Annotated in this window: 24 protein-coding genes; 19 read left to right on the top strand and 5 right to left on the bottom strand. The window is 49.9% G+C overall.

The window, feature by feature from the left end; all coding sequences use genetic code 11:
• The first annotated feature begins 34 nt into the window (after window positions 1-34).
• Window positions 35-1,924, top strand: a complete 1,890-nt coding sequence (gene parE / locus ACGHAD_RS02255; RefSeq protein ID WP_382416936.1) for a DNA topoisomerase IV subunit B — start codon at window positions 35-37, stop codon at window positions 1,922-1,924.
• Between the two features lie 266 nt (window positions 1,925-2,190).
• On the opposite strand, the gene ACGHAD_RS02260 is transcribed toward parE, so the two are convergent.
• Entirely contained in the window at window positions 2,191-3,153 is a 963-nt protein-coding gene (locus tag ACGHAD_RS02260; RefSeq protein ID WP_382416938.1) for an integron integrase, read from the bottom strand.
• Window positions 3,154-3,188: 35 nt separating this feature from the next.
• Window positions 3,189-4,415: an ISL3 family transposase gene (locus ACGHAD_RS02265; protein ID WP_382417069.1), complete on the bottom strand. Its 1,227-nt coding sequence runs from the start codon at window positions 4,413-4,415 to the stop codon at window positions 3,189-3,191.
• Between the two features lie 262 nt (window positions 4,416-4,677).
• Here ACGHAD_RS02265 and ACGHAD_RS02270 point away from each other — a divergent pair.
• The 11 genes from ACGHAD_RS02270 (at window position 4,678) to ACGHAD_RS02320 (ending at window position 14,526) form a co-directional block, all read left to right on the top strand.
• A protein-coding gene (locus ACGHAD_RS02270; RefSeq protein ID WP_390402929.1) for an IS3 family transposase occupies window positions 4,678-5,765 on the top strand; the annotation gives its coding sequence in 2 pieces (ribosomal slippage) (window positions 4,678-4,930 and window positions 4,930-5,765; 1,089 coding nt in all).
• Between the two features lie 562 nt (window positions 5,766-6,327).
• Window positions 6,328-6,837 carry a DUF6680 family protein gene (locus tag ACGHAD_RS02275; RefSeq protein ID WP_382417053.1) on the top strand — a complete coding sequence of 170 codons (510 nt, stop codon included), beginning with the start codon at window positions 6,328-6,330 and terminating at the stop codon, window positions 6,835-6,837.
• Window positions 6,824-7,444, top strand: a complete 621-nt coding sequence (locus tag ACGHAD_RS02280) for a hypothetical protein (RefSeq protein WP_382417051.1) — start codon at window positions 6,824-6,826, stop codon at window positions 7,442-7,444. Before ACGHAD_RS02275 ends, ACGHAD_RS02280 begins: the two co-directional genes overlap by 14 nt.
• A gap of 421 nt (window positions 7,445-7,865) precedes the next feature.
• Complete coding sequence (locus ACGHAD_RS02285) at window positions 7,866-8,297, top strand: hypothetical protein (protein WP_390403238.1); 432 nt, start codon at window positions 7,866-7,868, stop codon at window positions 8,295-8,297.
• 115 nt (window positions 8,298-8,412) lie between these two features.
• Window positions 8,413-8,862, top strand: a complete 450-nt coding sequence (locus tag ACGHAD_RS02290) for a hypothetical protein (RefSeq protein ID WP_382417047.1) — start codon at window positions 8,413-8,415, stop codon at window positions 8,860-8,862.
• Between the two features lie 150 nt (window positions 8,863-9,012).
• Window positions 9,013-10,569, top strand: coding sequence for a transposase (locus ACGHAD_RS02295; RefSeq protein ID WP_390402740.1), 1,557 nt, complete (start codon window positions 9,013-9,015; stop codon window positions 10,567-10,569).
• A 503-nt stretch (window positions 10,570-11,072) separates the two neighbouring features.
• Window positions 11,073-11,504, top strand: a complete 432-nt coding sequence (locus tag ACGHAD_RS02300; protein WP_390403241.1) for a hypothetical protein — start codon at window positions 11,073-11,075, stop codon at window positions 11,502-11,504.
• A 106-nt stretch (window positions 11,505-11,610) separates the two neighbouring features.
• A complete protein-coding gene (locus tag ACGHAD_RS02305) occupies window positions 11,611-11,865 on the top strand; it encodes a hypothetical protein (RefSeq protein ID WP_382417045.1) in 255 nt (84 codons plus the stop codon).
• A 103-nt stretch (window positions 11,866-11,968) separates the two neighbouring features.
• Window positions 11,969-12,487: a hypothetical protein gene (locus tag ACGHAD_RS02310; RefSeq protein WP_382417043.1), complete on the top strand. Its 519-nt coding sequence runs from the start codon at window positions 11,969-11,971 to the stop codon at window positions 12,485-12,487.
• Between the two features lie 156 nt (window positions 12,488-12,643).
• Window positions 12,644-13,447: a type 1 glutamine amidotransferase domain-containing protein gene (locus ACGHAD_RS02315; protein ID WP_382417041.1), complete on the top strand. Its 804-nt coding sequence runs from the start codon at window positions 12,644-12,646 to the stop codon at window positions 13,445-13,447.
• Window positions 13,448-13,875: 428 nt separating this feature from the next.
• Window positions 13,876-14,526, top strand: coding sequence for a hypothetical protein (locus ACGHAD_RS02320; RefSeq protein ID WP_382417039.1), 651 nt, complete (start codon window positions 13,876-13,878; stop codon window positions 14,524-14,526).
• Between the two features lie 61 nt (window positions 14,527-14,587).
• Here the strand turns inward: ACGHAD_RS02320 and ACGHAD_RS02325 are convergent, their stop codons facing one another.
• Entirely contained in the window at window positions 14,588-15,052 is a 465-nt protein-coding gene (locus ACGHAD_RS02325) for a hypothetical protein (RefSeq protein ID WP_339617835.1), read from the bottom strand.
• A 150-nt stretch (window positions 15,053-15,202) separates the two neighbouring features.
• Here ACGHAD_RS02325 and ACGHAD_RS02330 point away from each other — a divergent pair, with 150 nt between their 5' ends.
• The 5 genes from ACGHAD_RS02330 to ACGHAD_RS02350 all read left to right on the top strand — a co-directional run bounded on the left by ACGHAD_RS02330 (window position 15,203) and on the right by ACGHAD_RS02350 (window position 19,545).
• Window positions 15,203-15,490 (top strand): YrhK family protein, encoded by a 288-nt coding sequence (locus ACGHAD_RS02330; protein WP_339617836.1) that lies wholly within the window; start codon window positions 15,203-15,205, stop codon window positions 15,488-15,490.
• Window positions 15,491-15,670: 180 nt separating this feature from the next.
• On the top strand, window positions 15,671-16,372 hold the full coding sequence (locus tag ACGHAD_RS02335; RefSeq protein ID WP_382417036.1) for a spondin domain-containing protein: 702 nt from the start codon (window positions 15,671-15,673) through the stop codon (window positions 16,370-16,372).
• A gap of 10 nt (window positions 16,373-16,382) precedes the next feature.
• Window positions 16,383-17,150 (top strand): spondin domain-containing protein, encoded by a 768-nt coding sequence (locus ACGHAD_RS02340; protein WP_382417034.1) that lies wholly within the window; start codon window positions 16,383-16,385, stop codon window positions 17,148-17,150.
• Window positions 17,151-17,299: 149 nt separating this feature from the next.
• Entirely contained in the window at window positions 17,300-18,073 is a 774-nt protein-coding gene (locus ACGHAD_RS02345; RefSeq protein WP_339617839.1) for a response regulator transcription factor, read from the top strand.
• Window positions 18,070-19,545 (top strand): ATP-binding protein, encoded by a 1,476-nt coding sequence (locus ACGHAD_RS02350; protein ID WP_382417032.1) that lies wholly within the window; start codon window positions 18,070-18,072, stop codon window positions 19,543-19,545. Before ACGHAD_RS02345 ends, ACGHAD_RS02350 begins: the two co-directional genes overlap by 4 nt.
• Before the next feature lie 76 nt (window positions 19,546-19,621).
• On the opposite strand, the gene ACGHAD_RS02355 is transcribed toward ACGHAD_RS02350, so the two are convergent.
• Window positions 19,622-21,229: a cellulase family glycosylhydrolase gene (locus ACGHAD_RS02355; protein WP_382417030.1), complete on the bottom strand. Its 1,608-nt coding sequence runs from the start codon at window positions 21,227-21,229 to the stop codon at window positions 19,622-19,624.
• Window positions 21,230-21,324: 95 nt separating this feature from the next.
• The gene (locus ACGHAD_RS02360) at window positions 21,325-22,119 is read right to left on the bottom strand and encodes a family 16 glycosylhydrolase (protein WP_339617842.1); all 795 of its coding nucleotides are present in this window, start codon (window positions 22,117-22,119) and stop codon (window positions 21,325-21,327) included.
• 298 nt (window positions 22,120-22,417) lie between these two features.
• Between ACGHAD_RS02360 and ACGHAD_RS02365 the strand changes: the two genes are divergently transcribed.
• Both ACGHAD_RS02365 and radA read left to right on the top strand, forming a co-directional pair.
• Complete coding sequence (locus ACGHAD_RS02365; protein ID WP_339617843.1) at window positions 22,418-23,560, top strand: helix-turn-helix domain-containing protein; 1,143 nt, start codon at window positions 22,418-22,420, stop codon at window positions 23,558-23,560.
• A gap of 40 nt (window positions 23,561-23,600) precedes the next feature.
• Entirely contained in the window at window positions 23,601-24,974 is a 1,374-nt protein-coding gene (gene radA, locus ACGHAD_RS02370; protein ID WP_339617844.1) for a DNA repair protein RadA, read from the top strand.
• Window positions 24,975-24,997 lie beyond the last annotated feature (23 nt).

Here is a 24,997-nt window from a genome sequence, read left to right on the forward strand (position 1 = left end):
CAGTTAACGGCGCGTTACACATAAAAGACACTTTATGGCTAATTATTCTGCAGAAGATATTGAAGTTCTCACGGGGCTAGATCCGGTTAAAAAACGCCCCGGCATGTACACCGATACCACGCGGCCCAATCATCTGGCACAAGAGATCATCGACAACAGCGTCGATGAAGCACTGGCCGGGCACGCCAAGCAAATCGATGTTATTTTACACAAAGACCAATCTATTACCGTCTCCGACGACGGTCGTGGTATGCCGGTGGATATTCACCCCGAGCAAGGCAAGCCGGGGGTCGAGGTCATTCTCTCGACGTTGCACGCCGGGGGTAAGTTCTCTAACAAAAACTACCAGTTCTCGGGCGGTTTGCACGGGGTGGGTGTGTCGGTGGTCAATGCGCTATCCGAGCGGCTTGAGGTCACTATCCGGCGCGATGCACAAGTGCATCGCATTGTGTTTGCCGATGGTGAAAAAATATCCGATCTAGAAGTGATCGACACCTGCGGCAAACGCAACACCGGTACCAGCGCGCACTTTTGGCCCAACGCCTCGTACTTTGACAGCAATAAGTTCTCGGTGAGCAAGTTGCGTCATGTGCTGCGAGCCAAAGCGGTATTGTGCCCAGGGTTAACCGTTACCTTTAAAGATGAAACCTCGGGCGAAAAAGACACTTGGTTTTACGAAGATGGTCTAAAAGATTACTTGCGCGGCAACACTCAAGGGTGGGAAGTTTTACCCGAGGCCCCTTTTGTTGGCGAGTTTTCGGGTAAAACCGAAGGCGTCAATTGGGCCGTACAATGGTTGCCCGAGGGTGGCGAGCTTACCCAAGAAAGCTACGTAAACCTTATTCCCACCGCTCAGGGCGGCACCCACGTTAACGGCTTGCGCACCGGCTTATTGGATGCGTTGCGCGATTATTGTGAGTTTCGCAACTTAGTGCCGCGGGGCGTCAAGCTTGCCCCCGAAGATGTCTGGAGCCAGTGCTGTTATGTGTTGTCATCCAAGCTGGCCGACCCACAATTTTCCGGTCAAACCAAAGAGCGTTTAAGCTCGCGCGAAGCAGCGGCGTTTGTCTCGGGTGTGGCAAAAGACGCTTTTGCACTGTGGCTTAACCAGCACACCGAAGAGGGCGACAAGCTTGCCGAGCTGTGCATTAACAATGCGCAAAAGCGTGTGCGCTCTAGTAAAAAAGTTGCGCGAAAAAAAATCACCCAAGGGCCTGCCTTGCCGGGTAAATTAGCCGATTGTTCTAACAATGATCCATTTACCAGTGAGTTGTTTTTAGTAGAGGGCGATTCGGCTGGCGGCTCGGCCAAGCAGGCGCGCGATCGCGAGTATCAGGCCATCATGCCGCTGCGCGGAAAAATCTTAAACACGTGGGAGGTGGATTCGGGGCAAATTTTGGCCAGCCAAGAAGTACACGATATTTCTGTGGCGCTGGGTATCGATCCGGCAACCGAATCGCTAGAGGGGCTGCGCTATAACAAAATTTGTATTCTCGCCGATGCTGACTCCGATGGCTTACACATCGCCACCTTGTTGTGCGCTTTATTTGTTCGCCACTTTCGGCCGTTAGTCGCCCAGGGGCATGTGTATGTCGCGATGCCGCCTTTGTATCGCATTGATGTGGGTAAAGACGTTTACTACGCACTGGACGATAGCGAAAAGGCTGGCGTGCTTGAGCGCATTGAAGCCGAAAACAAAAAAGGCAAGGTAAACGTCCAGCGCTTTAAAGGTTTGGGTGAGATGAACCCGCTACAGCTGCGAGAAACCACTATGGCCCGCGATACTCGTCGCTTGGTACAGCTGCGCATTGAAGACGGCGACGACACAATGCAAATCATGGATATGTTGCTCGCAAAAAAACGCGCCTCAGACCGCAAAGCCTGGCTGGAAGAAAAAGGTAATTTAGCGGAGATTATTGCGTAGTTGAAAATCCGCGTATAAGTTTGAATAACGCGACTTGGGCTGGGTAGAGCCTTTCAATGATATAGAGTTGTGGGGACAGGCACCTAGTCGATCGGCGACGTCGGTTATTGCATCCCCACGCTCGACAATCTGTTTGGATGCGTCTTCTTTACGCGGCAGTGTGTACAGTTCTTCCTTGTGCACAAGGTCTCCTTTGTAAGCGGCACTGTGATTATTTTAAATCACTAGCAAAGTTTGAGACGTCCGTTTGCGCTTGTGTGTTATCGCTAAAATAAAGAGTCGACAGGGCTTCTAGTGCCGGCACGACGCTCCCCAATGACATGGGTATATATCTCAGTGGTTCTCAAGTCAGAATGCCCTAATAACTCCTGTACTGTGCGTATGTCACTGCCATTTAACAGTAAATTTGTGGCAAACGAATGGCGAAAGGTATGCGCTGTTACGCGTTTATGAATATTGCTGGCTTTAACGGCCTTTCGTAAATGTTTGGCATAGGCGGTACTGTGTAGATGATGCCTGCAGATATAATTGTCATAGGGATGCTGGCAACGAGTTGTCGAGGGAAAGAGGTATTGCCAGGCGAAATCGGTTAACGCTTTACCATATTTGCGGTATAACGCTGGCGGCACCGAAGTAGAACCATAGCCTTCAGCAAGGTCGGCTTCATGAACATGTTGTGCCTCTTGCATTTGATGCTGTATTGAAGCAACCAATATTTCAGGTAACAATGTGTAGCGATCTTTTCGGCCCTTACCCCGGAAAATAAAAATAGAGCGATTATGAGGGTCGATATCTTTAATTCGCAGAGACAGAGCTTCATGTATGCGAAAACCGCAACCGTAGAGTAAGGCGGTAATCAACCAATATTTACCCTTCAACTGGTTTAGTATGGCCGTGACCTCATTGGGCGCCAGTACGGTCGGCACATTTTGGGGCCGTTTTGCGAAGCCATAGCTCAAGTTCTCAGTGTCTCGCTGAATGATGTAGCGGTATAGAAACACAATGGCACATAAAGCCTGATTTTGTGTGGCAGCACTAACCTTCCGGTTAACTGCCAGGTAACTAAGAAATCGTTCAATATCAGCGTTGCCCATCACCTCGGGGTGTCGTTTATCATTGAATAATATGAAATGCCGAATCCAATACAGATAAGTCTTTTCGGTTTGCAAGCTGTAGTGGCGGGTACGAAGTTCGGATCTAACCCGTTCAATAAAGAGTGAACGCTTCATAAACTGCTCCCTTGCTGTAGTTATATGGGTCTTCCCTAATTCAGGTGGGCGGGAATTAAACACAGCCCTCCCAATTGAAACAGTATGGCCGTCTTAAACCGTTCCTTATTTCTGAATCCTCGCGCACGTACCTTCAACAGTTTTATTCTGCTATTGATACTTTCTGCTCCAGCATTGCTTTTTCTATGAACGATCGCGTTGATGATTCCCCAGAGATTCTTCTTAATGCTAGCCGCCACTGTTTTAATCGGAGTTAGCCTGGAGCGGGCCGCCCATCCGTACCAACGAGCCCAAGCTCTCTGAGCCCAACCTCGAGTAGAATAGTTCCATAACTGCATGGCGTATTGCCTAATTGCCCATGCTCGAGCGGTTTTCTTTGCCACTTTAGACAGTGAGTTGATAGTGTCCCAGTGATGGCTTTTTAACTTACCTTCGGAGCGCAACCAGTTAAAGCGGGATAGGTGCAAAGGCCTTCTTTGATCAGCTGGGGCGAACCGCATCTCTCCCTTTCTGACAGAATCGACGGCTTTGTTTAAATCCATCGCTACGTGGAATTTATCAAAGCAGATTTTTTGTTCCCAGCCATCCACATGTTCTTTGGTGGCCGAAAGGTAGGCCGGCGACATGTCCATGCTAACGGTTTGAATTGAGTCGAGTTCTCGCTCCGATAAGCTCGTATAGAAGGCCGCAAGGCTGCTCTTTGAGCGGTCATCCTGGACATCGACGACCTGGCCTGATTCATTGGAGACAATGGTTATGTATTTGTGGCCTTTCTTGCTACTAACTTCATCCACGGCTATATGCTGGTAGTCCACCGACTCACGGGCCGAAAGCCCCCGCGCCACGGCACGACGCATAATTCCATCAGTGGCGTTCCAGCTCAGCCCAAGGCGGCGGCTCACTGCGTTAATGCTGGCCTCTTTAAGCCACTGAATCGCCATTGCTTCGAACAGTAACGTAAAGCGTGAATTTCTTTCGGCCCACGGGACATTGACCTGCAAAACACCGTGCTCGGGGCATTTTGCTCTGGGTACAGCGCCATGAACAATGGTCTGAAACTGGCAAGTGTCTAGGTGCCGCCAACTCTTATCGCGGGTATCGTACCGGGGACATGCGCAACCGCACTCAGGGCATAGGGTCTCAGCATCCCGGTCGTGCTCGGTGTAGACATGGACCACCCCGTCCTTAGACAGCTCGACATGCTCAACTGCCCAAGGCTCTTGAAGCCCAAGAATGCTCTCGTAAAGTGATAGCTCGTCCATTAGTTGTCCAAGGATCAAATATGACAAATTCGAGCTTGGTATTTTAGATGGAGAGTGAGGAGATGGCTATGATTCCACCCGAATAGGGGAAGACCCAGTTATATACAGTTATAATTTAGGTGTAGGAAAAAGCAAGGGCAGGGTTTTATGAGTACCGAAATGAAGTGTCTCTGTTATCCCTTGTGTCACTTTGTAATCCCCCCAGAAATTAACAGGGGCCAAAAGTAGAATTTTCTCGTATTATTTGCGCAGGAGATTTTGCATGAAAAAGTCGAAGTATTCAGATAGCCAGATCATGGCCATTCTTAAGCAAGCTGAGGCCGGAACCCCGGTCCCAGAGCTGTGTCGCGAGCACGGCATGAGCTCTGCCACCTTCTACAAGTGGCGCAGCAAGTACGGCGGAATGGACGCTTCTATGATGGCCAGGCTCAAGGAGCTGCAGGAGGAAAACCGGCGTTTAAAGAAGATGTACGCTGAAGAGCGCCTGAAGGCCGAGATTGTCCAGGAAGCGCTTCAAAAAAAGTGGTGAAGCCATCTCGACTCAAAGAGGTGGCGCAGGATGCAGTTAAGCACAAAGGCGCCAGTATACGTGTGGCTTGTGCGGCCGTTGGCATCAGTGATACCTGCTACCGCTATCAGCCCAAACTCAGCAGCGAAAACGCCGAGATTGCCGATTGGTTGATCCGGTTAACCCATAATCAGCGCAACTGGGGTTTTGGGCTCTGTTATCTGTACCTGAGAAACGTCAAGGGCTATGGCTGGAACCACAAGCGTGTTTACCGGATATACAAGGCGTTAGAACTTAATCTGCGCATCAAGCCGAAGAAGCGGCTTGTGAGAGAGAAACCGGAAGCGTTATCGGTGCCCGAGGCTGTGAATGACTGCTGGTCAATGGACTTTATGCACGACCAGCTTGAAGATGGTCGAAGTTACCGGCTATTCAATGTGATTGATGACTTTAATCGTGAAGGCTTGGCGATCGAAGTGGACTTTTCCTTACCGGCAGCGCGGGTAATACGCGCCTTGGATCAGATCATTGAATGGCGCGGCAAGCCCAAGCAGCTACGTTGTGACAACGGTCCCGAGTACATTAGCGGTTTATTGGCGACTTGGGCGGAAAACCGTGGTGTTGAGTTGGAGTTTATCCAGCCCGGCAACCCACAGCAGAATGCTTATATCGAACGCTACAACCGCACAGTTCGCTATGACTGGCTGGGGCAATACCTCTTCAGTTGCATCGAAGAGGTTCAGCAACACGCTACCAACTGGTTGTGGACTTATAACAACGAAAGGCCGAACATGGCCTTGGGTGGCATAACGCCAATACAAAAACTGGCGTTAGCCGCATAGCCTTCTACTTTTAGCTTCGGTTAAAAATGGGGGGATTACAGCTCGGCCGTTGCTTTGGGCGTTAAATTGCTCCAGAGGGCCCGTCATGGGAAGACGATATAGGCGAGGTAGATCTAGAAATTCAATCGTTTCAGATTCTGTTTTTATAGGATCTCGGCTTCCTTGGTGGGGCGCAGTTTTATTTGGTGCGGTTACATTTGTGATGTTCTATTTCATCGCTCCGGCGTGGTTTGAATCAAAGCTGTTAGCTCAAGAAACCAGTAGATTCTATCCAATGCTAGAGGCCGTTTTCGGTCGCCGAATTCATTGGTTTAAATGGTTGGGTGTAGCTTGCGGTCTTATAGGGTTGTTTTTTGGTATTCGTAATTACTTTGTCTCAAGTCGCGCTGGTCATAGTGAGCGTGGTATTGTTTCATTGCTTTCAAAACTATTCGGTAAAGGATTGGAGTGAATGCAATTTAACAAGGCCATCAAAAACCGGCCGCAAAATGCGCGGCCTACGACGCTCCTGTCGTCGCGCGTTTTATGGCGGCGTTACGGCCCATAGAAACCGGGAGAACTTGTGGAAATCCTAACCTTAATCGCAATATTTCTTGGGCCAATCGTAGCTGTCCAAGTAAGTCAGTATTTAGAGCGTCGGCGTCAAAAACATGCGGGCAAAGAATGGGTTTTCAAAACTCTAATGAGGACTCGCTCAACAGTGATGAATCCAGCCCATATTGAAGCTCTCAACATGATAGACGTTGAGTTTTACAGCAGGAATAAGAAAGATCGTTCGGTTGTTGCTGCTTGGAAACTATATCTTGATAACCTTGGAGATTACCGGACTCCAGACGATGTTAAATATGCCAAGAGAAACGATCTGTTTCTTGATTTGCTCTACTCCATGGCACAGGCTTTGAACTACGACTTTGATAAAGAACACATCAAGAACACAAGTTATATCCCTCAGGGGTATGTAGACGTTGAGAAAGACCAGCATCTCATTCGCAAGGGAATGCTCGGAATACTGAAAGGAGATATGGTCGTGCCAATCCACGTTACGAACGGCGGTGGCGGTGATCAGCCGTAACAAGGCAGTCAACCGGACACCCAAAAAGCGTGCCGCTTTTTGGGTTCCCTCCGCTGCGCTCCGGCGCCGGTTACTTCAGCGTTATGAAATCATGAATATCGACTTCGAAAAGCAATTTCCGACAATTATCAAAATTAAAAGGTGGCTGGCTTCTTTGGGGGCCTCAGATCGTATGAGCCTGATAAGTACGGTTATTGCTGTTTTAGCTTTTACTGAAGCGAGGATTACATCAGGTGAAATGGCCGAGCTTACCAAGTCAATCTCTAGCCATGAAAGGGATAAGGCTCTCTACGAATCAAGGGTTGAAATTGCCTCATATATGAGAGAGGTTTCCTGTCTAATCGAAACAGCGAATGTTTCTCTTAGCTCTGAACAAATATCTATGTTAAAGGTCTTCAATATTGAATTAGATAACAGATTTAATGATTACAAAGTATTTAATGGAAACTACTTTAGTGATCCCAAATATGATTATGATGTTGCGGCAGTTCGTTATGGAAACCATAGGCTTGATAGGTACATACATATCCATCAAATTATCCGTAACCTAAAGTCTCAAGTGCCAGTTGAACAGCTGACTCATGTTAATAATGTATGCAGCATATAACAAAGCCAAGCACGAATTCCCGCAAAAATCGCGGGCAGGACGGCCTACACTATGTTTCGGCCGCCCGTGTTGGCGGCGTTAATAAGCTGGTTCGTGCTTCAGGCTGTGTTCCTATAGCGGTTCTTTGAGGCAGATCCAACAATCTATATTTTTTGGCTTGGGGCTGGACATTGGTGTCAGAATTGGGCAAGTTGGCACTGAATAAGGTTTACCGTCAGGAAGCAAGGAGCGGCTTCAAATTCCCCCTCCTTTTCAATTCCTTCGGCCAACCTCTGGCTACGCTAGTGCTGCGCAGAGTAGCTCCGGCGCATTTGGGAGGCCAGCTTTATTAACCAGCGGTTTTAGTAAAGCCGCTAAACGCGGCGGGACGGCTTACGCTTCGCTCCAGCCGCCCCTAAACCGGGCGTTAGAGGGCCAGCCAATGAAGAAAGTGCTAGCGTTTATTATCTTGGTTCCGTCGATTTGCTTGGGCCAAAATATCAGTTCAATTTACTGGTCTTATGGTTGCGACGGATACATATACCACTTCTCACCAGAAGAAGATAAATATCAGATATATACGAAGCTACAGGTTAAGGATAAGAAGTCAGGCGATTACTACAACTCCTATCAAATGACAGAGGGGCAGCTGGTAAAGTCAGGCAAAGATACCTATTCCTTGATCAATAAGGATATGCCAGGCAAAGCTACTATTGATTTCTCTGATATGGAGTTGGCAGTTCTAAGTTCTGATCAATACGGGCAAGCGCGCTTGTGGCCATGTGATAAAGAAAAAGCTGAACTATTAATAAAAGAGGCTAATGCGCACTTTAAGGTTTGCGATAAAAATACCTTAAACTGCACAAGCCTCTAACAAAGCCAAGCATCTGACGGCTTTTCCGTTGCTTGGCTTATGCGCTTGACGCTAGGCTAGCGCAACACCAACCAACTACAAAGCCGCAGCTGTTGGCTGCGTTAGGCATAGGTATATGAAACGTATAGCAATAATATCTTTAGCTTATTTATTTTCGATAAACAATGTGTCAGCTCAAGATAGCTGGCTTTCTCCTTATTCAGGGAGAATAAATGCAGACGTTGAGCGAATTGAAGTTCCGGTCAAATCATATTTTGAGGTGCCAGCTTCCAAGTTGGGGACCGCAGAATATTGGTTGTCCGACTCCAACTATTTAATTAGAAATATAAATGAGTATTTTGGTTACGTTGATTTTCAGTGTTTGGATAATGAAAAAATGTTTTTAATAAGAGCATTGTATGAGAATGGAGGTACGGGTCGGTATAGGTTGTATTGGGTGAATTCAAGCCTTATCGTTTCCCATGCTTCACTAGGTAAAAGTAGTCCTCCAAAAAAATCAGCCTTAGTGGTTTGTTTGTCCAAAAAACCCAATGCAGTTTACAGCTCCTTATCCGGTGCCATCTAAATGCCTAACAAACAAAGGCACAATCGCCCGCAAAAATCGCGGGCTGGACTCGCTATCGCTCGCCTGTGCTTTGGGCGTTGAGACTGTAGAAAAACTCCAAAAAATAGGTGTTTTTTGCTAAAATTTGCCATCGCATAAGGGATCATTGCCATGCCAAACTTCAAAAAGTATAACTACAGCCAAGATGCCATGGTTGTGATTAATTTCGAAGAGCAAATTCAGCCAAATACGTTTGAATTTACGTTACACCACCTGATCGATCAACATATCGACCTCTCAGCTTTCCACGAACATTATAATAACGATGCCGGTGGTCGCTCGGCGTATGACCCCGCCATTCTTCTAAAGATTATTTTGTTCGCCTATGCCAAAGGCATTACGTCGAGCCGAGAGATTCAGTGGCAGTGCGAGCATAATATTATTTTCAAAGCCCTTTCCTGCGACTCAGTCCCTCATTTTACCGGCATTGCGAGCTTTGTGAGTCGCTACCCGGAGGCGATCGAGTCTGTCTTTGAACAGGTTCTTTTGGTGTGTGACGAGCAGGGGCTTCTGGGCAATGAGTTGTTTGCCATTGATGGTTGTAACATGTCTTCCAATGACGCGAAGGAGCACTCCGGCACCTTGCCTGAGCTGGAGGCCAAGCGTGACAAAATACAACGAAAAATTCGAGCGTGCCTGAAAGAGCATAAAAAGCTGGATGGCCGAAAGCCCGCCGAGCGAGAAAGAAAAAAGCAGCTGGAAAGCGCATCAGTGACGCTCGGACAGGAGTTCGAAAGGATCGACAAGTTCCTAAAGACGGCAACCCCACGGATGGGGCAGGGTAAAAAACCAAAAGAAGTCAAAAGCAATATCACCGATAATGAATCGGCTAAGATGACCACCAGTAAGGGCACTATCCAAGGCTATAACGGTGTCGCTGCAGTGGATAAGAAACATCAAATCATTATTGAAGCGCAAGCGTTTGGCGAAGGCCAGGAGCACCACACACTAGAGCCCATGCTCAGCGGCATTAAACAACGCTACGCCCGCACCGGCATCAGCCCGGACATTCTCAAAGATCAAGCGATTATTACCGCCGACACCGGCTTCTCGAACGATGAGAACAATGAATACCTTCGCCGTGAAGGTGTTAATGCGTATATTCCCGACAATCAGTTCCGCTCACGAGACAAGATCTTCGCCCAACAGAAAGACAAATACGGCAAGCGCCACCGAGACACGGTAAAAGGCGTGAAGGCTGTAATTCCTGCTAGAGAATTTATCTTTAATAGAAAGAAGAAAACGTGTCGCTGTCCAGCCGGCAAAGAGATGTGGTTGAAAAATGAAGTCATTATCTCGGATGAAAAACGTAAATTGTTCTTTGAAGGAAAGCTGACTGACTGTCGCCACTGCGAACTCAAACACCAGTGTATGCGCAACCCAAGTTCGGCGGATACGCGAGAGGGGCACGGTCGGCAGGTTTCTATTACCTACACCAATGGTCGCACTGCGACCGACTGGATGAAGCGACGAGTGGACAGCCGATACGGAAAGGCGATATACGGCCATCGTATGTCTACCGTCGAGCCGGTTTTTGCGAACATGGGTACGCAAAAGAGGCTTAACCGGTTCTCGTTGCGTGGAAAAACGAAAGTTCAGGGGCAATGGCGGTTATTCTGTTTAGTGCATAACATTGAGAAATTAGCGAATTACGGCGCGATTGCTTAACCACAGCCTTATCCACAACCACCTAAGCTGCACCGCGCAGAATAGGTGATTATGTTAAGCGAATGTGGTTGAATGATGATCAAACAAAAATCAAAGAAGACGGCTGTGGTGTATGTTTGTGAAAAATGTATTTCTACGGTCTCGTTATGTGTAATAAATGAATATTGGAATCTTTGAAGTTCTAATGATTGTTTTCATACCGGCAGGCACTTTTCTACTAAATGCCTGGCGTAAAAGGATCAGTTGTTCAAATAGGTGTCCACAAATCGCATACTTATTTGTTTCATTAATAATGGCGGGAGCGCCGCTAATTTACGTGCAAAGTATTGAACCAAATCACACTGCATTAGGCGTTGTTCTATCGGGTGTTGCGCTGTTTTGGTTTGCTATAGTGGGGGCTCGTCGTGCAAACACATAACAAGGCGGTGTTGTCGCCTTCGGCTGGGACTGCCATTCCGCTGGCGCTCCATGTCAGCCCCAAACCGCGGCGTTAGGGGCAACCAATGAAGACAGTACTAGCGTTTATTATCTTGGTTCCGTCGATTTGCTTGGGTCAAAATATCAGTTCAATTTACTGGTCTTATGGTTGCGATGGATACATATACCACTTCTCACCAGAAGAAGATAAATATCAGATATATACGAAGCTACAGGTTAAGGATAAGAAGTCAGGCGATTACTACAACACCTATCAAATGACAGAGGGGCAGCTGGTAAAGTCAGGCAAAGATACCTATTCCTTGATCAATAAGGATATGCCAGGTAAAGCTACTATTGATTTCCCTGATATGGAGTTAGCAGTTCTAAATTCCGATCAATACGGGCAAGCGCGCTTGTTGCCATGTGATAAAGAAAAAGCTGAAATATTAATAAAAGAGGCTAATGAGCACTTTAAGGTTTGCGATAAAAATACCTTAAACTGCCGAAGCCTCTAACAAAGCCAAGCATCTGACGGATTTTCCGTTGCTTGGCTTATGCGCTTGACGCTACGCTAGTGCAACACCAACCAACTACAAAGCCGCAGCTGTTGGCGGCGTTAGAATGGTGATCATGGGTTTGCGCAAGATATTTTGTATATCCTTCATCGTTTCTTCCCTGATGGCATTTGGTGCTGGGATTATCTTGCATGACTGGCTCGTCGCGGTGTTGGTGTTTTTTGTTGTAATAATTCCGTCCATTCATATCGCCTTCAATAAGAGCCGCCCTCTTATTGCTGGTGGCTATGGCGGGGCTGTGGCAGGGCTTGGCATTGCTTTACTGTTTATTTTCTTTGGTCCGATAAAATTCTATGCATGAAAATTTAACGAACCAATGCGGCGGGAGATATTATGCTTCGCTGCGCTCAAAACGCAAAATATTCCCCTTTTTGGGGCGTCATGAATCGTCGAGGAAACAAATCATGAAGAGAAAATTTTTTCAAGAAGTAGTTTTTTTATTAACCGTAGGCTTGTTTTCTCAACAGGCATTGTCGTCAGATATTATTGAGGTTGAGAGCAAGTTTGATCCTGATGAAATTTCTTGGGTAAAGAAAGAAGGAGCTGCAATCGTTGAGGGGGAGGCGTACATTAAGCTTGAGGATGGAAGCTACAAAGGTTGTTCTGCGTTTAGCGTCGAGCTTTTGCCAGTTTCAGATTACTCGGATGAAAGAATTTATAAGACTTACGGCAGCAATAAAAGCGGACAAATTCTTATAAAGGAAAATCCGCCTAAATTTACTCCGGATCATAAGTTGTATCATGACCTAGTAATTAAGAGCACGTGTGATTCGGAAAACAGATTTTCATTTTCTAATGTGCATCCTGGAGATTACTATATTATGGCTTTCATTATATGGAATGGTACAGAGGGTGGTGGAGTAATGAAAAGAGTATCTCTAAAGGATGGCAGTAAAGTAAGAACGGTGCTTAGAGAAAAATAAATTGCATAACAAGCCACAACACGCTGGCGCGTGCTGCGCTGCTAGGTTTTGCATGCCTCTGCGCCTCATTTTACGTAAAAACGTTCATTACAGAACGCGAAGGTGAGTGGGACGTTAAGCCTAATTCTGGGCATAATCTAAATCAATGGAATGAATATGAAAAATGTAGTTTTAGCATTGGGCATCATCTTTATCGGCTTTGCTCTGCCAGCCCAAGCAGGCGACGGTAAAAAGATTCTGATCATAGCCTCAAATCTGGAGGATATGGGCGACTCTGATAAGCATGACGCTAGAAATAACCTTTGGGAGTACGCACCTCCGTACCATATCTTTATTTCTCATGGCTATGCAGTTGATTTTGCTTCTCCGGCCGGAGGAGTAGTGCCATTTATGATGGACCCCCTCGGTATCAGCAGTTACACAATAAAGTATGAAGGTTTTTTGGACAGGGCTAGTAGCTCACTGAATCCGAGTCAGGTTAACCCTGAGGATTATGCGGCTGTCTTTATCGGTGGGGGCTACGGGACGCTGTTTGACGTGGCTTCGAATCAAAAGCTACTTGATATAATGGCGAAAATTTATGAAGGCGGTGGGGTGATCGGGAGTAGTGGTCACGGAGCGGGCGCTTTTGCGAATGTAAAACTAAAAAATGGCAAGTTTTTGGTTCAGGGAAAGCGAGTTGCGGGCTTCCCTAACTCGACGGAAGTGGAAAAGTCTTGGGCTAAGCAGGGTACTTTGCTGTCATTTCTCGTTGAAGATCAGCTTCGTAAAAACGGTGCACTAGCAATCAATAAAGACAATGTTGCCGATAAGCATGAGGTCATTATAGATGCACGTATAGTGTCAACGATGTTTTTGCCACCTGCTGCATTGGTCGCAAAAGAAATGCTTATCTTGCTCGAGCAAGGCGAAAAGCTTAACAAATCAGTACAGCCGACCGCTAACGCGTCGGCTGATTGAAGCGTTAGATACCCAAGTTACCCATGAAAAGTAAACACCCTGTATAATTATATGGACTTCCCACGATATTGAGGACGGTTTTATGATTGATAATAAACTGCCCAAGTGGAGGGGCTATGGACAAGCAATACGATGATGAACCTCGCAAAGAGGCTATTTAACGATTTGACAAGTTCGGCGCGTTCAAGATTGGGTTGCGAAGGGTTTTGGTGTCAATCGGCGGCCATACAATGGTTCTATACTCCTTGCTCTAGTCGCTTCTCTGCGAAGTGAAATGTACTTAATCTGATGCTGAGTTTTGCTGTATCATGCTAGTTTTAGGTTTTTTTTCAATCTTATCGCGGCTTCGCAGTAGTAGTTAATTGGTTGGGTTACTTAAAATACTATGCGCTTATACAATAAGCAGGTAAGCGCGCAAGGAGAATCTTTTGGCGTTTTTGAAAAACTTGGGACTTTTATTTGTTTTGGCTTGCAGTATGGTTGGTTGCGAGAAGGGCGTTGATGAGAAGCCGAAGAGTGAGTCGAACATTGCTAAGCCTTATGTCGCACCGGACTCGGGCTATATAAAGAACCCGTTGTTTGTTGCGAACGACAGTGGTGAGATGGCTGATTGGAAGCTTTTTCAGCACGCCAGTAATACTTCTTATCGTGTTAGTGTCGATGAGAGCGTCTTGGCGCTTACCAGAGTCGGCGTTGAGCCGTGGGGAAAAATAAGCCAGCGGTACCGTAAAAAGGATATCGAGCCGCTGCTGGGTAAAACGCTGGAGTTCTCGGTGGATGTGAAGGCCGAGTATACAGAAGAGTATGGTGAGCCGATGGAGCCGCCTTCTGTAGCCGTAAAAGTTCGAGGCTTAAGAAAGGGCACTCCTGCCATGATGGGCAGTTCGAACTTATTCTTTAAAAGTGAGCCGATAGTGGAGACGTCGGGTCTGGCTCAGTGGCATCGATATCATGTTAAATTTAATGTACCGGAACCAAAAGATGCCCAAGTGGTGGAAGTAGAGATTTCGGTTGTTATGACGATGGGAGGCACCTTGTGGATGCGGGGCCCCGCATTGGTTGAGTCGCCCTCTGAGTGATTAACGTCGGCAGGCTAGCGGGCTACGCCAGCCGATGCACTGCTGACAAAGTCTGTAATATTTACATCTCTTGGGCTCGCACCGCCTCGCGAGCTAATAGCTTCGCATTGCTTTTTTCAATATTCAGCAGCTGCGCTAGTGTGCGGCGGCTGGATTCGCATTCGGCACGTTCGTGCAAATGTTCATACAAATCCACCAGTTGTGCATGGGTATCACTGATTTCCGCACAAATTTTTTCGCAGTCTAAGTTTTTAAAGTCGGCCTCACGCGGGTCGCGCAAGGTGATTGGGTGGCGGTCAGTATAAGCGTAAAACCACGTGTTGAGTGGCCCCAGCGCTTCTTGTTGGCGGAAAAAAGCCAGAGTTTCGGCGAGTTTTTGCTCGTGCGTTGCAAGATAGTTTAACAACAGTTGCTCGCGCTCCGGTGCGCCGCTATCGGCGCAGTCCACCAAGTGTGCCGCTAAGCCGGTGTGAAATTGTTCAATGGCGGATAACAGTTCATCCATTGTTTTGGGTACCATTGCCATTGTGTCTCCTTAGCCTCATCAAGGCTTGTCTTTGTTTTTTACGCATGTTCATAATTAATGTTCGTTCATAGGCTTAAGCAGGATCAGTGCCAGAGCGTTTATGGTGACGGTGAATGTGGGAGTTTCCCACCACTAGATATAGGAGCCTTTGTGTTTAGATTCAGTTTGTTTGACCGGCGATTGCCACACTTAAGTCCGCGGCATATTGAGATTAGCTCCCGGTATGACTTTTTTTACGCAATAAATGATTTGCTGGCCGGTGTTTTATTTATCGTGGGAAGTGTGTTGTTTTTTAAAGCCGAGACAGAGTATGCCGCCACTTGGTTCTTTTTAGTTGGTTCGGTTTTGTTTACTGTGCGTCCTGCAATCCGGGTAGTTCGCAACCTTCACCTGCAGCGAGTGAATGGAGGTACCGCGTCGGTTAGCGAGGGGCCGTAAGGGTTGTTTGCGCGCTGAATTAAAATTTTGGCGTAATTCTCTGCGTAAATGTGCAGTTTTTAGTAAAACGTGATCAGCTCGTGATACTTCTGTGAGGATTCGACTGTGTGCTCCCCTGACAATGGGTTATCGGCATTATTTCTGCCGTATTCCATATTTATGTCGAACAGGGAGAACACGATGAAGAGATTATCTGCACTGGCGAGCTTAATGATACTGGCCGCCACGGGCGCTAACGGCGCTGAGTACACTGTCGAAATTCAAAACCTAACACGCAGCACGTTTTTTACCCCATTACTGGTGGCCGCGCACCCGGCAGAGAACCACTTGTTTGCCGTGGGTGGTGAGGCCTCGTTACCGCTGCAGACGATGGCTGAGGGTGGCAACATTGAGCCTTTGGTGGGCGAGATAGATGGCCTTGGTGGTATTGCTGTCGCCAACCCCGCGGGAGGGCTGTTGGCGGCTGGCGCATCTGCGACCGCCATGTTTAACAATGACGATGCCCCCGATAATAATCACCTTTCAATTGTGGCTATGTTGCTGCCGACTAACGATGGTTTTGTGGGGTTGGATGCTATGTGGCTGCCTACTGAACCGGGCACCTATCAGTACATGCTTAAAGGCTACGATGCCGGCACCGAGGCCAACGATGAACTGCGTGGCAGTGGGATGCCGGGCGAGCCGGGAATGCCCGTGCCGCCACCGCTAGACCTTCAGCTGGGCAATAACGGTACCGGAATGCCCGGCGAAGCAGAGGGGTTTGTGCATATTCACCGCGGCGTGTTGGGCGATACCGACAGCGTTGCAGGCGGTAGCGATATCGACGCCACCCGCCACCGTTGGTTAAACCCCGTTGCCCGCGTCACTATCACCGTAGAGTAAGGAGACCGCTATGAACAAACAATATCTAATCGCGGGTTTGTGCGTTCTGACACTGGCTTTGGCCGGTTGCGGTAGCGACGATGACGACAGCCCTATGGGGATGACGCCTACCCCTGAGCCGATGCCTGAACCTGAATCCATGACGTTTACCTATGCGGTTAACATTACCAATATGACTCGCGGTCAGCCGTTGTCACCACTGGCCGCTATGGTTTTTGATGGCGAGTTTCAGATGGCAAAAATTGGTGAGCCGGTCAGCGTAGCGTTAGAGGTGTTAGCTGAAAGTGGCGACAATAGCCAGTTACTGGACGCCGCCATGGGCAGCGAACATGTTTATCTGGCACGCTCTGCCGAAGGCGGACCCTTGATGCCGGGTTTAAGTCAGACCATGACGCTAGAGGTAAATACGGGCACCGATTCGCCCGAGGGTATGTATATTGGGCTAGTCTCCATGCTGGCGAATACCAACGACGGTATTACTATGCTCAGCGGCAAAGACCTCGGGGGGCTGCAAGTAGATGACACCATTACCTTTGAGACCCTAAGCTACGATACCGGCACAGAGCGTAATAGCGAAAGCGCCGATACCATTATTGGTCCGGCTGCCGCCGGTGGCTTGCAAGAAGGCTTTAATGCCGAACGCGATGACTTCGTCGACGAACTTAGGCTGCACAGTGGCGTGGTATCGTTTGATGACGGGATGGCGAGCTCGGCATTAAGCGAGGCCCAGCGCTTTGACAACCCTGTGATGCAAGTAGAGATAACGCGCATGCAGTAAGCGCGGGGCTGTGGCCGTGCTTTGCGGGGCTGTCACGGCATCAGTTTTTGGGCTTGCGCGCCCGCGTGGTGAATTTTGTAACATTCGCCACGCGGGTGCGTCTGTTTGTTATTCACCTCTGGTTGCCATTTTGCGAGCGAGGACTGCCCATGGTCGATAATGTCCGTTTAGCCTACGTTAATAAAAAACCACCCCAGCCTCAGGCGCGCAAACGTTTTTTGGTGGTGGAGGACGAACAAGATCTGGCCGAGCTGATCCGGATGCATTTGTCTGAGCTGGATGCCGAGGTTGAGGTGTGCCACCGTGGCGACGATGCGTTACCGCTGGCGCTGCGGCAAACCTGGCACGCTATTGTGTTGGATCTATCGCTGCCGGGCATCGATGGCCTGGATATCTGTCGCGAATTACGCAGTCAGGGCGTACTTACCCCGGTGCTTATATTAACCTCGCGCTCCACCGAGCTGGACCGAGTGTTGGGCTTAGAGCTGGGCGCCGATGACTACCTCACCAAACCCTTTAGCACGTTGGAGCTGATGGCGCGCGTCAAGGCACTGTTGCGCCGCGCCGAGCACAATAAGACCCCCGCTAACAAACCCGCGCAGGTCATCACCGTAGAGGGCTTGCATATCGATCAAGCGCAGCGCAGCGTAAGCGTTAATGGTGAGCCGGTCGAGTTAACCGCCCGCGAATTTGAACTTATGTGGTATTTTGTCTCGCACCCAGGGCGCGTGTTTCGCCGCTCGGAGTTGCTGGATGCGGTGTGGGGGTATGGCCACGATGGTTACGAGCACACCGTAAACAGCCATATTAATCGGCTGCGCGGCAAAATAGAGCACAACCCTGCCGAGCCGTACTATTTAAAAACTGTGTGGGGGGTAGGGTATAAATTTTGTGGCGAGCCGTGCGCCGAGGTGACCCCGTGAGCCGCTGGTTTAGCACGCTTTATGCGCGTATGTCGCTGGTACTTATCGTGTTGTTTGCCAGCATCGGCGTGGCCTATTTAGTGTTGGTGTACTGGAGCAGCAACCGCTACTACCAAGAGATGACCCAAAGCCTAAATCGCAGTTTGGGGATGTATATTGTCAATCGTGCGCCTTTGATTGATAACGGTGTAGTGAACCACGCCGCCATGCAAGAGCTGGCCGAGTTGGTGATGGTGGTTAACCCCATTGTCGAGGTGTACCTAACGGATGCCTCGGGAAAAATCCTGGACCACGCTTTTCCTGAGTCCGAGCTGGTCCAGCCGCGTATTGATGTGGCGCCCATTGAAGCGTGGTTGAATGATGAGCGCCCGCTGCCGATTACCGGCACCGATCCGCGCACCGGCCGAACAGACAAGGTGTTCTCGGCTTGGCCGGTTGAAGACGATGGTCAGCGTGTGGGTTATTTATATGTGGTGCTGGGCGGCAAGTTGTACCAATCGCTGCGCGACTCCTTAACCGAGAGTTACGTGTTGCGTTTAAGTTTAGGCGGGTTAATTGCCATCGTGCTTTTTGCATTGATAACCGCGGTGTTAATTTTTGCGGCGATGACCAAGCCCTTGCGCCGCCTTGCCCGTGATATGCAAAACTTTCAGCGTGTGGAGCTGAATGTCGCGCACAGTGGCGCTGCATCCGGTGATGAGATTGCCTATTTGCACGATACCTTTCACCGCATGCAAGCAAAAATTCACGATCAATTACAGCGGCTAGAGCAAACCGACCGGCTGCGGCGCGAATTAGTATCTAATGTCTCGCACGATTTGCGTACGCCTTTGGCATCGATGCAGGGTTACTTAGAGACTTTGGCCATTCGTGACGAAAAACTCAGTGACGTCGAACGCACCCGTTATTTAAAAATTGCTTACACGCACTGCCGGCGCTTAACCAAATTAGTGCAAGAGCTGTTTGAGCTAAGCAAGCTGGACACCGGCCGCACCGAGCTGAGTTGCGAAACCTTTTTGTTGGCCGAGCTATTACAAGATGTTTTGCAAAAATTTGAGCTTAAAGCCAGCCAGCGCAATATTACCGTCAATGCCGATTTAGCGCGGCGCCCTTATGCGGTAACCGCCGATATTGCGTTAATGGAGCGTGTGTTTGAAAACTTAATCGACAACGCTTTATGTTACACCCCCGACGGCGGCAGTATTACCGTATCGTTAGCGGCGGGCGATAACGGTGTGGCGGTCGATGTGGCCGACACCGGCGTCGGCGTGGCCAAAGATAAACTGCCACGTATTTTTGAGCGCTATTATCAAGCCAAAGGCCAGCGATTTGCGCAGGGCGAGGGCACCGGCCTTGGACTCGCCATTGTTAAGCGCATATTGGATCTACACCAGTGCCAAATCTCGGTGACCTCGGAGGAGGGCGCGGGCACTTGTTTTTCTTTCGAGTTGCCGCGCGCTAACGTCGGGTAAGTGGCCGCAGATCGCCCATAAAAAACCGGACGGTGGGCGTCCGGATTTTGGTTGACTTGATGCGTTGAGGCTGACGTTAAGGGTTTGGCGCCACCAGAATATCTTTCTCTGGCCCCCAGCTGCCTTGCTCTCGGTTGTACACACCAAACGAGCCGTTATCGTCCCACACGGTAGCGGCGATACCATACTGAGTGGCAAAGTTAACGTGAGCGCGTAAATATTCTAACCGGTCGGCTTGGTTGCAAATGTTCTCAGGGTGTTCGTAATCTTCGTGGGCTGCGCCAAATTCATTAACGGTTACCGGCACCTCGTTGGTTTGTGCCCAGGTGCTGGCGGTTTGGTATACGCTTTCTAGCTCGTTTTTATCTGCCGTTGTGCCCCAGTCTCGGGTGCATTGGCCGGCAAACTCCCATGGGTCGTAGGAGTGAAAGTTGGCAATAAGCTTATTGTCGGCAGGCAGCTCAATATCGGCCAAAGTATCCACCGGGGTATAGCCACTACCGGCAATCACAACCAGTCGGTCGGGGTTGTTGGCTCGGATAATATCCAGTATGCGCGGGTTTAAGTCATTGCTTTGTGCGGGCGTCATACCGTTTGGCTCGTTGAGGATCTCAAACACCAAGCGCGCCGACTTGTGCGCAAAACGCTCGGCAATCTGTGTCCAAATGGCGTCAAAGCGCTCGCGGTTGGCGGCGTTTTGGTAATCCTGCTTTAGCCAGATCTCGTGGTGGGCGTTTAACACAACGTAGTAGCCTTGGGCCAAGGCCCAGTCTACCACCTGCTCGGTACGGTCCATGCGCGATGTGTCTACCGCGTAAGGCTCGCTGGTGGCTGTGTGGTTGTCCCAGGTGGCGGGTATGCGCACGTGGTCAAAGCCTGCATCGGCAAACGCGATTAGGTAAGACTCTTGCGCCGCCGGTGCCCAGTCGCCTTCGTTGGGGTAGGCATCGAGCGTGTTGCCAAGGTTAATGCCAATGCCCATTTGCGCTACCGCCTCGTGGGGCGTGTACTGGGTCGGCTCATCGTAGTGCAACTCTAGGTAATCGAGCGCGGCGCCTGCTTGGGCAAAGTTTAGCGCTATGGTTTGTGGGCCGTCGGTCAAATACACCGCTGCTGTGCTTACATCTTGCCACTCGGGCGCTTCGCTCGCGGCCAGCTCGACCTCACTGTTGCTTATTGTTTGTCCGCCGGCCGCTAACGCCCAACGGCTACTGCTGTTGCTGGCACGTGCCCGGTAGGTCACGGTGTATAGCCCCGAGGTTTGCACATCGACCCGGTAATCTAGGGAGCTGCCGGTGTCGCTAATAGCAAGCCCGCCCGAAAGCGCATCGTCGGCCTCGGTGGTTTTGCTTTGCTCGCTGCAACTGCTGTAGTGCTCGGCCTCAAGCCGGGTAGTGGTTGTGCCGATGGTGGCCGCCACGTCTGGTGCGCACCCGCCGGCCTCAGAGCTGCTGGATGCAACACCGCTAGAAACTGAGCTACTACTAGCACTGGATGCGATGCTGCTCGACGCATCGCTAGAGGTTGAGCTGCTAGAGGCTACGCTGCTAGCGCTGGATGACGCTGTGGGGGGCTCTGACTTAGTGCCGCCGCTGCTGCCGCAAGCGGTTAACACGCTAATGCTGGCGATTAAACCGGTACGTAAAAACAGTTTCGACCACTTGGGTTCAAGCTGGGTTTGCATAGTGAGACCTGTTATTAATATGTCTATCGGCACAATGGCAGGTGCAGCGTTAAGCCGCCCCTGCCATTGTGGGTGCTAATGTTTAAGCGTAGAAGTTAGTGGGGCACATACTCCAAATAATCGTAATAGGCCCACGTGTTTTCCCAGAAGTACTCTTGTGGAAAGTACATACCAGATGCTGAGTTGTCGCCATGCCAGTGGTTGAGCATGATGCGGGTTGGATCCTGAGGCCAAGCGTACTGGGGGATTTCGTTATTGGCCACATAGCCATCGCCATTATCTTTGTACAGAGTGCGGATCACTTGCTGGTTACCCCAAGCATCGTACACATACCACTCAATTTTCCAGCTGGACCAATCAAAGCCGATGGTGACCAGATCTTGGGTGATGTTTAGGCCGTACTGCCCTAAGTCGATGTCTTGCTCCCAGCTCTCGTAGGTGCCGCCTTGGGGTTGGTAAATAACGTTAGTATGAACGACATTGCCCAAGCTTGGCAGAAACTCAATGTCAATCTCCTGCCAGGGGCGCCCGGGTGTGTCGTACCAAGAGGTATAGGTAAAAATCGAGGCTACGGTGCCGGGTGCGTTGCCGGTTTTTAAGCTGCCTTGTATTTTGCCATAACCGAGGTTTTGGTTGGTGCGTAGCTCGGCGCACTGGCCCGGTGTTACACTTAGCGTGATGCCATGGGAGCTGGGGTTGATCATGCTCGGGTCAAACGTGCAACCAAAAGGTGTGCCATTACTGCCGCTGCGGGCTTGCCAAATACTGCTGTTAAAGCCCCAGCTAAAATCATCTTTAAAATAGCCCGATTGGGCGCTGGCGTGAGTGCTCGCCAACAGTGCGATACCGGCGGTAGTCAGTGCGATAGAGCGATAAATATTCTGTAGCATCTTTGACCTCTCGTTATTATCTGTCTTAGTCTTATAGCCTGACCGGCGAGCGCCCTGTGGGAACGGACGACAGGTCTAAGCTTTGTGGGTGGCGTACCTGTACGCTGTGCTAAGCGGCAAGGTGATTGTTGTATCCGCCACAGGTTTACCATAATGCCGGCGCATGAGCGGAGCGCCCGAATGGCCGATGAATCGTGAACTTGGCGCGTCCGACTTTCGGTATTTCTAACTCGGACACCCTGGCCGCGCCCTCTGTGGGCTTGTTGATGCCGGGGTCACTACAATAAGAGACATCACTTTGAGCCACGACTCTCTGCTGTTTAATATTCACGATTTAGTTTTGGTGCTGGCGGCCTCACAGTATGTGATGCTCGCGATCTTGCTGCTGGTCACCCGGCGCAAGGGCGATATTAGCGTGTGCCTATTAGCGGCCATGTTGCTTATAACCGCCGTACAAGAACTGGATACTCTGTTTATTTGGAGCAATACGTTGCGTCAGGCCGTGCTTAACTGGCACCCCAATTTGTTGTTTTTGGGTAGTTTTAGCTACTGGCTGCAGGGGCCGTTACTGTATGGGTTTGTGGCGAGCGTGCTCTATAAGCAGCGGCCCATTCGCAAGCGCTATCTCTTGCATCTGCTGCCCGCGCTGATTGCTGGCGTCCTGTTAATCAGCCACTATTACGTTTTGCCCCGGGCCGACAAAATTGCGGCAATGGCCGATTTGGCGTTTATGTGGACGCCGTTGATGACCCACTTTATGACCGTGTGGCACTTAAGCGTACTGGCCTATGGTGGCGCTAGCTTGTGGCTGCTGTGGCACTACCGGCGCCAGCTGTTAGAGCGCTACGCCAACGTCGAGGTTAGCGAGCGGCGCTGGTTACTGTGGGTGGTGCTCGGTTTTATGTTTATCGCGCTTTGGAAGCTTACGGTGCACTTGCTGGGTGAGCGGGTGGGGGAGGGGCTATCCAATATCCTGGGTATCGCCAGCCACTATATGGCGTTTATCTTTGTTAACGCATTGGTGTTTATTAGCATCCGTTATACGCACTTGTTTGGCGGCCTAGGTGCCGAGCCCACCGGCGGCGAGCCCGAACCCTATAAACCCGAGCAAGTGACACGGGTGAGTGAGTACATGCACACCGATAAGCCCTACTTGTCAGCCGACATATCGCTCGAGTTGTTAGCCAAGCGCTTATCGTTGCCCGAGCGCACGCTGTCGCGCATTTTAAATCAGCATTTTGGCAAAAACTTTTTTGAGTTTATTAACAGTTATCGGGTGGAGCAGACTAAGCATTTATTAAAAGAGCCTGATAAACAACACTGGACGATGCTGCAAATATTGGCTGAGTCTGGTTTTACCAGCAAATCAACCTTTAACGCGATTTTTAAAAAACAGGTGGGTAAAACGCCCTCGCAATATCGCAAAGAGCAAGGTCTGTAGCGAACGTAACCCGGCAATTAAGTAATTTAACGGAGTGAGTGTGGCAAAAAGTAAAACAGCGTTTGTGTGCAACGAGTGTGGTGCCGATTTTGGTAAGTGGCAGGGTCAGTGCAGCGAGTGCGGCACCTGGAACTCTGTGGTTGAGATGAAGCTTGGCCCTGCGCCTAAAGGGGGTGCACGGGGCGCAGAATTCTCGGGTTATGCTGGCAGCACCCAAGCGCAAGTACAAACTTTGGCCGAGATTAGCTTAGAGGATTTACCGCGCCTTTCGAGTGGTACTGGTGAGTTTGACCGGGTGTTGGGGGGCGGCTTAGTGCCCGGCTCGGTGGTGTTAATTGGCGGTCATCCGGGGGCGGGTAAAAGTACGCTGTTGTTGCAAACGCTGTGTAAGCTTGCCGAGTCAACGCCCGCGCTTTACGTTACCGGTGAAGAATCGTTGCAGCAAGTGGCCATGCGCGCAAAACGCTTGGGGCTGCCCACCGATAAACTGCAAATGCTCAGCGAAACTAGCGTCGAACTTATTTGTATGAGCGCCGAAAAAGTTCGACCTAAAGTATTGGTGGTGGATTCGATTCAGGTGGTGCATTTAAGCGATATCCAATCGGCGCCCGGTTCGGTATCGCAAGTGCGCGAGGCGGCGGCTTTTTTAACCCGCTTTGCCAAGCAAACCGGCACAGTCGTTATTTTGGTGGGCCACGTGACTAAAGACGGCTCGCTGGCCGGCCCCAAAGTGCTAGAGCATATGATCGATTGCTCGATTTTATTAGAGGGCTCACACGACTCACGCTTTCGAACCCTGCGCGGTAGCAAAAACCGCTTTGGCGCGGTTAACGAATTGGGCGTATTTGCCATGACCGAGCAAGGTATGAAAGAGGTCAGCAACCCCTCGGCGATTTTCTTGCAACGCGGTGAGGATGTCTCATCCGGCTCGGTGGTGATGGTGATGTGGGAGGGCACCCGCCCGTTGCTGGTCGAGATCCAAGCGCTGGTAGACGACAGCCATTTAGGTAATCCGCGGCGGGTAGCCGTGGGGCTCGATCAAAACCGCCTATCGATGTTGCTCGCCGTATTACACCGCCACGGCGGCATCATGGTGGGTGATCAAGATGTATTCGTCAACGTCGTCGGCGGCGTACGCGTCGCTGAAACCAGCGCTGACTTGGCGTTGTTGTTGGCGATTGTATCCAGCTTTCGTGACCGCCCATTACCACGGGATCTAATGGTATTCGGCGAGGTCGGCTTGGCTGGCGAAATTCGTCCCGTACCCAGTGGTCAGGAGCGTTTGCGCGAAGCCTCTAAACACGGTTTTAAGCGCGCGATTGTGCCGGCAGGCAATGCGCCGCAAAAAACTATTCCGGGGTTTGAGGTGGTTGGTGTAAGTAATTTGACCGAAGCGCTGGAGGCGATTGATTAGGCTGTTCGAACTTGTTGAGCGTT

It is taken from the genome of Gilvimarinus japonicus, from assembly GCF_042847215.1.
Lineage (GTDB): Bacteria > Pseudomonadota > Gammaproteobacteria > Pseudomonadales > Cellvibrionaceae > Gilvimarinus > Gilvimarinus japonicus.

Excerpts from the sequence above, each read along its gene's own strand:
- ACGHAD_RS02360 (WP_339617842.1), bottom strand. The coding sequence starts at position 22,119 with ATGCTACAGAATATTTATCGCTCTATCGCACTGACTACCGCCGGTATC.
- ACGHAD_RS02290 (WP_382417047.1), top strand. The coding sequence starts at position 8,413 with ATGAAACGTATAGCAATAATATCTTTAGCTTATTTATTTTCGATAAAC.
- ACGHAD_RS02305 (WP_382417045.1), top strand. The coding sequence starts at position 11,611 with ATGGTGATCATGGGTTTGCGCAAGATATTTTGTATATCCTTCATCGTT.
- ACGHAD_RS02315 (WP_382417041.1), top strand. The coding sequence starts at position 12,644 with ATGAAAAATGTAGTTTTAGCATTGGGCATCATCTTTATCGGCTTTGCT.
- ACGHAD_RS02325 (WP_339617835.1), bottom strand. The coding sequence starts at position 15,052 with ATGGCAATGGTACCCAAAACAATGGATGAACTGTTATCCGCCATTGAA.
- ACGHAD_RS02285 (WP_390403238.1), top strand. The coding sequence starts at position 7,866 with ATGAAGAAAGTGCTAGCGTTTATTATCTTGGTTCCGTCGATTTGCTTG.
- ACGHAD_RS02295 (WP_390402740.1), top strand. The coding sequence starts at position 9,013 with ATGCCAAACTTCAAAAAGTATAACTACAGCCAAGATGCCATGGTTGTG.
- ACGHAD_RS02335 (WP_382417036.1), top strand. The coding sequence starts at position 15,671 with ATGAAGAGATTATCTGCACTGGCGAGCTTAATGATACTGGCCGCCACG.
- ACGHAD_RS02310 (WP_382417043.1), top strand. The coding sequence starts at position 11,969 with ATGAAGAGAAAATTTTTTCAAGAAGTAGTTTTTTTATTAACCGTAGGC.
- ACGHAD_RS02345 (WP_339617839.1), top strand. The coding sequence starts at position 17,300 with ATGGTCGATAATGTCCGTTTAGCCTACGTTAATAAAAAACCACCCCAG.
- parE (WP_382416936.1), top strand. The coding sequence starts at position 35 with ATGGCTAATTATTCTGCAGAAGATATTGAAGTTCTCACGGGGCTAGAT.
- ACGHAD_RS02260 (WP_382416938.1), bottom strand. The coding sequence starts at position 3,153 with ATGAAGCGTTCACTCTTTATTGAACGGGTTAGATCCGAACTTCGTACC.
- ACGHAD_RS02265 (WP_382417069.1), bottom strand. The coding sequence starts at position 4,415 with ATGGACGAGCTATCACTTTACGAGAGCATTCTTGGGCTTCAAGAGCCT.
- ACGHAD_RS02300 (WP_390403241.1), top strand. The coding sequence starts at position 11,073 with ATGAAGACAGTACTAGCGTTTATTATCTTGGTTCCGTCGATTTGCTTG.
- ACGHAD_RS02340 (WP_382417034.1), top strand. The coding sequence starts at position 16,383 with ATGAACAAACAATATCTAATCGCGGGTTTGTGCGTTCTGACACTGGCT.
- ACGHAD_RS02355 (WP_382417030.1), bottom strand. The coding sequence starts at position 21,229 with ATGCAAACCCAGCTTGAACCCAAGTGGTCGAAACTGTTTTTACGTACC.